We start from the raw sequence: 10,450 nt of genomic DNA, 5'->3' as shown, positions 1-10,450 counted from the left end.
TGGGCTTTCTGCCGCTTTTCGCCGGCGAGCATCCCGACACGATCGAGCCGCCGTTGCCGAGCTTGCCGCTCGAGCCGCGAACGGCGCTGCTGTTTCCCGTCTATCACGAGGAGCCGGCGCGGATCGCGGGAGCCATCGAAGCTATGGCTCGCGAGCTACAAACACTCGGCAAGAACAAAAACTTCGACGTCTTCGTGCTCTCCGACACGCGCGGCGAAGCTCAGGGGGCACGTGAGGCCGATGTCTATCATGCCTTGGGCGAAAATCTCGCCGAAGTGCTGCCGGTCTATTACCGTCGCCGCCGCGAAAATACGGCGCGTAAATCCGGCAACATCGCCGATTGGATCGAACGCTTCGGTGCGGGCTACCAGTCCTTCGTTATTCTTGACGGCGACAGCGTCATGTCCGGCGCGACGCTGGTGTCCTTGGCGATTGCCATAGATGCCGATCCAAAGGCGGGACTGATCCAGACGGTGCCGCGGCTCGTCGGCGGCGAAACGCTGCTGCAGCGGCTGCAACAATTTGCCTGCAACACATACGGACCCGCAGTCGCCGCGGGCTTGGCCTTCTGGCATCGCGACCAGGGCAATTACTGGGGCCACAACGCCATCATCCGCACGGCGGCCTTCGCAGCCGCGGCGGGCCTGCCCGATCTTCCGGGCCGTAAGCCTTTCGGCGGCCACATCATGAGCCACGACTTCGTCGAGGCGGTGCTGTTGCAGCGAGCCGGTTACGGCGTGCACATGATGCCGTCGCTCGAGGGGTCTTACGAAGGCATGCCGCCGAACATCGTCGATGTCGTGGCGCGCGACCGGCGCTGGGCGCAAGGCAATCTGCAGCATTTGGCGATCGTCACGCAGCCGGGTCTGACGCCGATGGGGCGGTTGCACCTCGGCATGGGCGCGACGTCTTATCTGATCTCGGCGGTTTGGGCGTTGTCGCTGATCGTCGGCGTTATCCTGGCCTTGCAGGGTCAGCAGTTGATCCCGAGCTATTTCCGCGATGCGAAGACGCTCTTTCCAATCTGGCCGATCATCGATCCCGGTGCGGCGCTCAGGCTGTTTCTTGCGACGCTGGTCGTCGTGCTGCTTCCCAAGGGCTTAGGCCTCGTCCTGGCGTGGAAGCAGGCGAGGAGCGAGCACGATCTGATCGGGGCCTTTCGCGTCACGATCGGGGTTGGCATCGAGACGATCTTTTCCATGCTGATCGCACCGATCTTGATGGTGACGCAAACAATCGGAGCGACCGAAATCCTCGCAGGGCGCGATGCAGGCTGGCAGCCGCAACAGCGCAACGACGGCGCTTTGACGTTCGCCGATGCCATGTGGTTTGCGCGCTGGCACACCATGGTCGGCACGATCGTCGCTATTATCGTCTGGTTCGTGTCGCCGGGTCTTCTGGCGTGGATGGCCCCGGTCGTGCTGGGTCTCGTGCTCGCAGGACCCGTCAGTTGGTTGACCTCACTCAAAGCCGGCCCGATCGAGCGTTGGGCACTTGCAACCAAGGAAGATCGGACCCCGCCCCCCGTCTTCATCGATGCCGGTCAACGGACGCGCGATTGGACTCGCAGGATCGCCACGCCCGGTGCCTTGAGCCCGCGCCCGGATACCGTTGCCGCCTGAAACTGCTGGCGAAGCCGTCAGTCGTCGCCGGTCTTTGCGGTTTTCGAAGTCCGGAGCGAGCGCACCAGTTCGCCGAAAATCTCACGCATGCGAAGCGGCTCGGTGTCGAGATAGGGTAGGGGACGGGTCACCTCGACCGCGACCACGCCGAGGCGGGCGGTCAGTGCGCCGTTGAAGGCGCCTTCGCCCAGCCGCCGCGACAGCCGTCGCAAGACGTCCTGGCCGACGAACTGGCCGAGCAGATCGTCGGTCATCGCAATGCCGCCGGTCGCAATGACGTGCCCCACGACAAGTCTCGCAAGGCGGAGCGCACCGAGGACGCCTGGCCGGCCACCGTAGAGCCCGGCGATCGCGCGGAACATTCTTACATTCTCCACGAGCACGAAGCCGACGGCGATCCACATGATCGGCGACAGGGCCGTCACGGTCGAGACGCGCTTGGCTGACTTGAGAATGACGCGGCGCGCCTCGCCGTCGATCGGGCGCAACAGTTCGCGGTCGGCGAGACGCAGCAAATCGCCCTGTTGCAGCACGTCGCCTGTGTGGTCTCTGACGCGCGCCAAACCCCAGGCCAAGTCGCCCCGGCCGCGATAATGCGCGACGAGCGCCGCCACGGCCTTCTTCTCATTGGCTGCATCGGGCTTCGCGATCGTCGCTTTGACGAGGGCGCGTAGATTGGCGAGACGCGCGAGGCGACGGAAGCCGATGAGTTCGCGGAGCACGATACCGGCAAGCGCCACCGCGATGATCATCATTAGGCCGAAGGCGAGCCAGCCGACCCAATCCTGACGTTCGAGCGCAATCGAGACAAAGCGGGCAAACCACAGACCGAGGGCGATCGAAGCCAGCACGGCCATTGCTGAAAAGAGAATGCTGCCGAAGCGGAAGCCACGGTTGATATCGCTCGCCGTCAATCGTCGCGGCGGAACGGGAGTGTGCAAGCGCCGCGGCGCCGCGGCGCCGGCAGCTGCAATGGCTTCGTCGGCGTCGGGTTCGGCTACAATGTCGTCCGCCTTGAAGACGCGGGGCTTCCTCGGCGGCGGAGCGTCCTTCTCGGAGGTCATGCGAGATAATCCGAAACGAGAAAATCGAGGGCGCGGTCCAGTCTGATATGCGGAAAGGCCGCCGGTCTGCCATCGGAAATCGTGTTGGAAAGACGGGGCGGCGCGAAGCGAACGAGTTCAAGCGATGACGTTTCGGCGCTGCGCGCCGCGCTCAGTGCCGCAGCTGGATCGGCCGGAAGATCGCCTGGAAAGATGGCAGCCTCCATAACACCGTCGAACGTCACCTTGCCGATGCGCTCGCCCTTGACGGGCGTGCCTCTTAGACAGGGAAGCGTCTCGCCGTCCTGCGTCGCCGTCGTCTCGCGCGTTGCCCGCAATGCCGAGAGCGCCAGCGCCGAAACTCCGGCGCCTTCGGTTTCTGCCCGCGCGATCGCCTCATCGACGACCTGCCTCAGAATCGCATCGAGGCGCTCGTGGCTGGATGCGGGCAGATGATCGGCCTTCGTCGCGGCAAAGAGCACGCGATCGATCCTCCTGCCTAGCACCAGCGCCAGCCAGGAATTTGCGCCGGGACGGAACGCCTTGAGGATCGCCGTCATGGCGCGTTCGAGATCGGCGACGGCGGCGCCGCCGCGATTGATCGCGCCCAAGACATCGACAAGCACGATTTGGCGGTCGAGGCGGGCAAAGTGGTCATTGAAGAAGGGCCTGACGACGAGCGATTTGTAGCTTTCGAAGCGGCGCATCATCATGGCCGCGAGCGAGCCGCGGGGCGGGCGTTCTTCGGACGTCAGCGGCATCGGGAAGAAGGTTAGAAGCGGCGAGCCTTCCAGGTCGCCGGGAAGCAGGAAGCGGCCCGGAGCGAGTGTCGACTGCGCGCCGCTCTCGCGAACCGCGAGCAAATAGTCGGTGAAAAGAGCGGCGCCGGTCAGAGCAATTTGCTCGTCCTCCTGGGCCGCCGGATCAGTGCCGGCGAGAAACGCCAGCAGCGGCTTTGCGAACTCGGCGCGCGACGGCATCGCGGCCAGCGCCAGGGCTTCGCTGGAAAATGCTCGGTAATCCTGTTCCAGCAGCGGCAGGTCGATCAGCCATTCACCCGGATAGTCGACGATGTCGAGATGCAATTTGGAAAGGCCGATGGCGCGCTTCAGCATAGAGGCGGAGCGGTATTCGATCGTCACTCGTAATTCGGAAATGCGCCGCGTGCTTTCGGGCCACGACGGTGGAGAGGCCAGCAAATCGCCGAGATGCGCCTCGTAGTCGAAACGCGGCACGCTGTCGTCGGGCTGTGGCTCGAGATAGGCCCGTACGATGCGCTGTTCCGCCTCGGGCGAAAAAAACGGCAGTCGGCCACCGGAGACGAGATTGCGGACGAGTGCGGTGATGAACACGGTCTTGCCGGCGCGGGAAAGTCCCGTCACGCCGAGACGCACGGCAGGCGTTAGAAAGTCGCCCAATCGCATTTGCGCGTTTTTGAAAAGCTCGGAGTAGGTGGGATCAGCCAAGGTGTGCCGCGCCAAATCCAAAGAGGGGCCGGAAAGTCCCCTTTAAGTGGCGCAAGTCGCGGGTCGCGACAAGGCTGAGAAAACCGGAAGGCGGGCGGTGCCGCCCTCAGCTATAGAAAACGACGACGATGCCTGCGGCGAACACAATCGCCGCCATCATCATGATAGCCCCTGAACGAAAAAATTCGGACATGGCACACTCCTTTGCCTATCCGCGACTCGGATCATTACCGAGACTACGCCCCAGGGCTTGAATGAATCCTGAAGCGCGGGTTCATAAGGCGTTCATGTGGGAGGGTGCGAGGCGCTCCAGGCAGGACTAGGCGTCGTGCGCCTTCCTGACCTCGAAGACTTCCATGATGCGGCAGCCGCGATGCGGGCCATCGACGACGAACGTCCACTTTCCTTCCGTGAACGTGTCGCACATCTTGACGCCCTTCACGAGGATCCAGTGGCCTTCCTTGCCCTTATGAATCGCGAGGATGTAATAGGCCCAGGCATTCCTCGGCTTCTGCATCCATGTCCAGAACGTCGGCCGTTCCTTGCGCGCCCGGCGCAGATGGCTCTCCTTGAGTTCCATCCGGTACCCGAAATAAGCGAGTGCCGCTTCGACTTCGTCGGCATAGGTACCGCGAACAACGGGCTTTCGATTGGGCGGCAGATCGCGACCCTCTCTGATCACGTCCTCGATTTTCGAAATGCCGTAGCCGGTGATCGCAGAGAGCACGTAGGGCCCGCAGAACGCCACACGTCCGGTGTCATTTTTCGCGGCGTCGAGGCTCGACGCCGGACGACCAGTTGAAAGGCGCTCGGTCATATCGGATATGCCCTATGCAAGTTGGGTGGGCCGATGCTCAGCCGGAACGGTTAATGAAAGGTTAACGCCGCTTAATCGGCGACTGCAGAGGATCAGCCCGTGAACGTCTCGTTTCTGCAAGAATTGATGAATTCCGTCGCCGAGCAGGGCCGCGCGCTGTTGCCCAGAGCGCTTTTCGGTTCGGACGACGAACAATCGATCGAGGTGTTGTCGCGAGCCCTCATGTCGGGGCGCGGCGAAGCCTCAGGTGTCGCGATCGCGCGTCAGCTGCTCGTCCGGCTGAAGAAGGCGACGAGCGAGGAGCGCTTTCAGTTCTACCGGTTTCTTGCCGACGAGATGCAACCCGATGCGCTCGCCGTAGCGGAGGCGGCGCACGGCTACCTCGACGATCCTTCAGCAGCATCACTGGCAGCTTTGCAGAAGGCGTCATACAGCCCGCGGCTTGAATTTTTCAGGCGTCTCAACCTGGCGCCGGGAGCGACCGCCGACATCGTTGCGTTGCGCGCCGACCTGATGCGGCACATCAAGTCGGACGAGGCGCTGGCCGCCGTAAATCGCGATCTCGAACGGTTGCTGACGTCGTGGTTCAATCGCGGCTTCCTCGTCTTGCGGCGGATCGACTGGCAGACGCCGGCGGCCATTCTCGAGAAGATCATCGCTTACGAAGCGGTCCACGAAATCCGCGGCTGGGACGACTTGCGTCGCCGTCTCGACCCCAGGGACCGTCGCTGCTTTGCATTCTTTCATCCGGCTCTCGTCGATGAGCCGCTGATCTTCGTCGAGGTGGCGCTGATGCGCGACATCCCCGACGCGATCTCGACGGTCCTGGACGGACGGCGCGACGATGACGGGGCCGCGCCGGCAACGGCCGTCTTCTATTCGATCTCGAACTGCCAGGAAGGCCTCAAGGGCATTTCGTTTGGCAACTTCCTTTTGAAGCAGGTCGCGGAAGATCTCGTCCGCGATACGCCAAGCCTCAAAACGTTCGTGACGCTGTCGCCGGCGCCTAGTTTTGCCCGCTGGCTCGACCGGGCGCTCGCAACGGAGGGCGACGGTCTCGTCAGTGCTGAACAACGTGAGGTCTTGGCCCGGCTTCGCGATCCGCGCTGGGTTGAGGTGGCGGCGAAGGATGGTCACGGAGCGGAGGGGCTGAAATCGACCCTGCTTTCACTGGCGGCGCATTATTTCCTGGTCGCCAAGTCGGCCGACGACCGTCCGGTCGACCCGGTCGCACGGTTTCATCTCGGCAACGGCGCCAGGCTCGAACGGTTGAACTGGCTCGGCGATACGTCCGAAAGAGGCCTGCGCGAGGGCCACGGGCTGATGGTCAATTACTGCTACGATCTGGGCGAGATCGAGCGCAATCACGAAGCCTACGCGCAGGACGGAACGGTGGCGGCGTCGCGGGCCGTTAGGGCGCTTTTGAAGTCGCAGCCGAAACCCAAGGGCCTGTCGAGCGTCCCTGATCTCCTGGCGCTTCCCGGCGTTTCAAAGACGAAAAAGGCGCGTTGGCCAGCTCCCGAATGAAGGTGCGAATGTGCCTTAGACAAGTCTTGTGTTGGTCATTTGCCCGTGCAGTATGAGGTTCGCTTGCGTTGCGGGATGCGCGGTCGTTGCCGGCGCTGTGAACCGTAGCGCTTTCGTCAATTGAAGGGCCGCCATGCGCTACGACCAGAATGACCGCGAGAGCAGCAACGTCGAAGATCGCCGCGGCGAGGGTGGCGGTGGTTTCCGGCTTCCGGGTGGCGGCATCCAGATCCCTATCGGCGGCGGCGGAATGAGCATCACGACGCTCTTGATCATCGGCGCTCTGATGCTGTTCATGGGCATCAACCCGCTCGACGTGCTGTTGGGCACCGGCGGTCAAATCAACATGCCGGACTTGCCTCGGACGGAACGTCCCGTAACGCGGGATCGCTCGCCCGGGAATATTCCGGGTCTTCCAGGGTCGCCGCAGACGCAGGCGGCAGGCGAAGATCAGGAGAAGGCGTTCATCAGCAAAGTGCTGGCCGATACCGAGGACGTTTGGACGGCGGTCTTCAAGAGCTTCGGCAGAACCTACGACGATCCACCGCTAGTCATATATTCAGGCATCACGCGCACCGCCTGCGGCGCCGGTCAGGCGGCGATGGGGCCGTTCTATTGTCCGCTTGATCAAAAAGTCTACGTCGACCTCGCGTTCTATGACGAGCTCAAACGAAAATTCAACGTCAGCGGCGACTTCGCTCAGGCCTACGTCATCGCCCATGAAGTTGGGCATCACGTGCAGCACCAGCTGGGCATACTCGATAAGGTGCAGGAACTGAAGAACCGCGCCGATGACGAAGCCACGGCCAACCAGATTCAGGTGCGTACGGAATTGCAGGCCGACTGTCTGGCGGGCGTTTGGGCAAATCTCAACAATCAAATGAAGAACCGTTTGCAGCCCGGCGATGTCGAGGAGGCACTGAACGCGGCGACGCAGATCGGCGACGACATGATTCAGAGAAAGATGACGGGCCGCATCATTCCTGATGCCTTTACGCATGGCACCGCCGAGCAGCGCGTGCGCTGGTTCAAGGCGGGGCTCGAGGCGGGGCGGATGGACGCTTGCGATACGTTCAACACATCCAATCCGTGAGGGCGGTTCGCGATCCCGTCACGGGATCGTAGGCGCAGCAGGCAACAGTCTGACCCTCGGGCTTGTCCCGAGGGTTCGTTTATCTGCAGCCGCCGTAGTTTGTTGAACGATGGGTTCTCGGCATGAAGCCGGGATGACAACGCTTGCGGCGGGATACGGCGCCACTCCCACCGCGAGACGATTGGATGCAAGGGCAGTCCGCCGATCCTAAAGCGCGTCGCCCTTGAACTCACCGACCTTGCACGTCTGATAATGTGCTTCGAGTTCCTTACAGAGCCGTATGGCCTCGGCCTTCGATTTCACCGGACCGGCGATGAGATTGAAGCTCGGATTTGCCGTATCGCCGTTATCCGCATAACGGGCGGTCAGTTTCTTGAGCTTGTTATTCTGCTCGGTGATTTGGCTCCAACTCAGTCGCAGCCCATCGACCGAAGGGCCGGACGCAATCTCTATGCCGATTGGCTTGGTCGCGGGTTTGACGACGGCCGGGCCGAAACTGATGACTTCGGGTTTTGCATTTTTCGCTTTTGACGCGCCCGCGCGGTCTCCGACGCTGCCAGTCACAATCTGCGACGACTCCGCCGGAGCGGCGTTGATGATCTTTGTCTGTTTCAACGGTTTTGCCGTCTGCCCGGAAGCGCTGGCCGCTGCGGCGGTCGCCATCGACGAAAGGGACATCGACGGAGATGCATCCGGTGTCGTCGGCTCGGCAGCGGACGGCGGCGAAGGCACTTCGGCCGAAGCAATCGTCGTCTGCCCGAGCCGGACCTTATCCTCGAGAGTCGATAGTTGCGTTCCGAGCTGTTGCGTCTGGCTGGACTGCGTGGCGACGTCCGCCTTTACGGTCGCGACATCGAGCTGCAGTTTTGCCATTGAAGAGCGCAAGCCGGCGACATCCGTCGACAGGTTCATCATGGCCTCTTCCGTCTCGGCGTTGTGTTGGCCGCTAACCGGTGTCAGATCGCCAAGCCAGGCGGGTTCGAAAATCGCAATGCCGAGATAACCGAGGCCGAGCGCTCCCAGCATCGACCAAATGACCGTGTACGATGTGAGAAGCGCTTTTCCGCGTGTTGGCTTTTCACTGGTAGGTTTCGTCATGAGGTGTGTCGTCCTAAAGGCGCTTGCCGGGCGTTCGATAGCGGGACATCCGCGGGCGATCGACCCGAATCGTTTCCGTTGTATTGGTGAGCTTGTGTTGCCACCGACGCCTTCGCAATGGTGCGGGTAGCCAAGTGACACGGAAGTTGTGGACGGCGGCCGGGTTGCAAGTCGTGGCTTAGGCTGCGGAAATTTATGAACAAAAAAAGACAATGGTTTCGCTGTCCGATCGTTGCGGCGACTCGCGACGTTTCAAACCGGCTGCCACGCTTGCAGCATCCGGATCGCGGACTGTATGGCAGTAACGACGTGCCACAGAGTGTCCGCGTTCGTTGGCACAGATAATCGTGTCACATCCGACGTTTCGCAGAATAAGGTCCCCCATGAGCGCCTCGCCCCCGCTGTTCGTCGTCCTCGCCGCAGGCAAGGGCACGCGCATGAAATCCGCCGAGCCGAAAGTCCTGCACAAAATCGCTGGCCGATCGATGCTGGCTCATGTCCTCGAAACTGCAAAAACCATCGACGGCGCTGGTCTTTCGGTCGTCGTCGGGCCTGAGATGGAGGCCGTCGTGCGCGAGACCCGCGCGGTGGCACCCGGCGCCGAGGTGTTCGTCCAGACTGCGCAGCGCGGCACAGCAGACGCCGTTCTTGCCGCACGTTCCGCACTCGACAGGCACAGCGGCGACGTCATCGTTCTCTACGCCGACACGCCGCTGATACGTCCCGAGACGCTTCAACGCCTGCAGAAAGCATTGGATGCGGGCGCCAACATTGCGGTGCTCGGCTTTCGGCCGAAGAACCCGACCGGCTACGGGCGGTTGGTGACCGATAGCAAGGGCACGCTCCTCGCGATCCGCGAAGAAAAAGACGCCAGCCAAGCCGAGCGCCAGATTGCTATCTGCAACTCGGGTGTCCTGGCGTTCAGGGTCCCGAAAATTAACGACCTGCTGTCGCACATCGGCAATTCCAATGCCAAAGGCGAATTCTATCTGACCGATGCGATCGAGCTTGCGCGCGCCGTCGGCCTCGTTGCCACCGTTGTCGAATGCGATGCCGACGAAGTCTTGGGCGTCAACGCCCGCGATCAGTTGGCCGCCGCCGAAGCGATCTGGCAAACGCGCGCCCGGCTGGCGCTTATGCGGGACGGCGTCACGATGATTGCGCCGGAAACGGTGTGGCTCAGTTTCGATACGAAGATCGCGCCCGACGTCGTGATCGAGCCGAATGTCGTTTTCGGTCTGGGCGTGACGGTGGAGGAGGGCGCGACGATCCTAGGCTTCTGCCATCTCACAGGCGCCATGATTGGAAAGGGTGCGCGGGTCGGACCCTTCTCGCGCTTTAGGCCGGGCGCAAAGCTCGGACCCGACGTGCACATCGGTAATTTCGTCGAGGTTAAGAACGTAAGTCTCGGCGCCGGGGCCAAGGCCAACCATCTTTCGTACCTCGGTGACGGGAGCGTGGGCTCGAAGGCCAACATCGGCGCCGGCACGATCTTCTGTAACTACGACGGCTTCAACAAGCAGAAAACGGAGATCGGCGAAGGCGCCTTCATCGGTTCGAATACATCGCTTGTTGCCCCTGTCAGGATCGGCGCAGGAGCGTATATTGGCTCCGGTAGCGTCATCACGAAGGACGTCAGCCCGGGAGCACTGGCGCTGGAACGCGTTTCTCAGGAGGAGCGCCCGGGCTGGGCCGAGAAATTCCGCACTCTTATGACGCGGCGGAAAGCAGAGAAGTCCTAATCGTTAATGCAGCACGAACCTTGCATTGCGGTATTCACGCGT

General features: G+C 62.2%; 8 protein-coding genes. 4 read left to right on the top strand and 4 right to left on the bottom strand.

Going from position 1 to position 10,450, the window contains the following annotated elements:
• Positions 1-1,622 (top strand): glucans biosynthesis glucosyltransferase MdoH (mdoH, locus tag VN623_RS06310; RefSeq protein ID WP_325569240.1); only part of this gene is annotated, 1,622 nt, incomplete at its 5' end.
• Positions 1,623-1,639: 17 nt separating this feature from the next.
• Here mdoH and VN623_RS06305 read toward each other — a convergent pair.
• The 3 genes from VN623_RS06305 to VN623_RS06295 all read right to left on the bottom strand — a co-directional run bounded on the left by VN623_RS06305 (position 1,640) and on the right by VN623_RS06295 (position 4,948).
• Positions 1,640-2,686, bottom strand: coding sequence for a TIGR01620 family protein (locus VN623_RS06305; protein ID WP_325569238.1), 1,047 nt, complete (start codon positions 2,684-2,686; stop codon positions 1,640-1,642).
• The gene (locus VN623_RS06300) at positions 2,683-4,089 is read right to left on the bottom strand and encodes a YcjX family protein (protein ID WP_325569236.1); all 1,407 of its coding nucleotides are present in this window, start codon (positions 4,087-4,089) and stop codon (positions 2,683-2,685) included. Before VN623_RS06300 ends, VN623_RS06305 begins: the two co-directional genes overlap by 4 nt.
• A 361-nt stretch (positions 4,090-4,450) precedes the next feature.
• Positions 4,451-4,948: a hypothetical protein gene (locus VN623_RS06295; RefSeq protein ID WP_325569235.1), complete on the bottom strand. Its 498-nt coding sequence runs from the start codon at positions 4,946-4,948 to the stop codon at positions 4,451-4,453.
• A gap of 126 nt (positions 4,949-5,074) precedes the next feature.
• On the opposite strand from VN623_RS06295, the gene VN623_RS06290 reads away from it, so the two are divergent.
• Positions 5,075-6,475: a malonyl-CoA decarboxylase gene (locus VN623_RS06290; RefSeq protein WP_325569246.1), complete on the top strand. Its 1,401-nt coding sequence runs from the start codon at positions 5,075-5,077 to the stop codon at positions 6,473-6,475.
• A 133-nt stretch (positions 6,476-6,608) separates the two neighbouring features.
• A complete protein-coding gene (ypfJ, locus tag VN623_RS06285; RefSeq protein ID WP_325569233.1) occupies positions 6,609-7,568 on the top strand; it encodes a KPN_02809 family neutral zinc metallopeptidase in 960 nt (319 codons plus the stop codon).
• Between the two features lie 207 nt (positions 7,569-7,775).
• On the opposite strand, the gene VN623_RS06280 is transcribed toward ypfJ, so the two are convergent.
• The gene (locus VN623_RS06280) at positions 7,776-8,666 is read right to left on the bottom strand and encodes an SPOR domain-containing protein (protein ID WP_325569231.1); all 891 of its coding nucleotides are present in this window, start codon (positions 8,664-8,666) and stop codon (positions 7,776-7,778) included.
• 383 nt (positions 8,667-9,049) lie between these two features.
• Between VN623_RS06280 and glmU the strand changes: the two genes are divergently transcribed.
• Positions 9,050-10,408 carry a bifunctional UDP-N-acetylglucosamine diphosphorylase/glucosamine-1-phosphate N-acetyltransferase GlmU gene (gene glmU, locus VN623_RS06275; RefSeq protein WP_325569229.1) on the top strand — a complete coding sequence of 453 codons (1,359 nt, stop codon included), beginning with the start codon at positions 9,050-9,052 and terminating at the stop codon, positions 10,406-10,408.
• The last annotated feature ends 42 nt before the right edge of the window (positions 10,409-10,450 follow it).

Source organism: Hyphomicrobium sp. (assembly GCF_035572195.1).
In the GTDB taxonomy this organism is placed as follows: Bacteria; Pseudomonadota; Alphaproteobacteria; order Rhizobiales; family Hyphomicrobiaceae; genus Hyphomicrobium_B.
Note: the sequence above shows the minus strand (reverse complement) of the source record. Positions and strands in the feature narration are given on the sequence as shown.

Coding starts and splice junctions, on each gene's coding strand:
- VN623_RS06305 (WP_325569238.1), bottom strand. CDS start 2,686: ATGACCTCCGAGAAGGACGCTCCGCCGCCGAGGAAGCCCCGCGTCTTC.
- glmU (WP_325569229.1), top strand. CDS start 9,050: ATGAGCGCCTCGCCCCCGCTGTTCGTCGTCCTCGCCGCAGGCAAGGGC.
- VN623_RS06290 (WP_325569246.1), top strand. CDS start 5,075: ATGAATTCCGTCGCCGAGCAGGGCCGCGCGCTGTTGCCCAGAGCGCTT.
- ypfJ (WP_325569233.1), top strand. CDS start 6,609: ATGCGCTACGACCAGAATGACCGCGAGAGCAGCAACGTCGAAGATCGC.
- VN623_RS06280 (WP_325569231.1), bottom strand. CDS start 8,666: ATGACGAAACCTACCAGTGAAAAGCCAACACGCGGAAAAGCGCTTCTC.
- VN623_RS06295 (WP_325569235.1), bottom strand. CDS start 4,948: ATGACCGAGCGCCTTTCAACTGGTCGTCCGGCGTCGAGCCTCGACGCC.
- VN623_RS06300 (WP_325569236.1), bottom strand. CDS start 4,089: ATGCGATTGGGCGACTTTCTAACGCCTGCCGTGCGTCTCGGCGTGACG.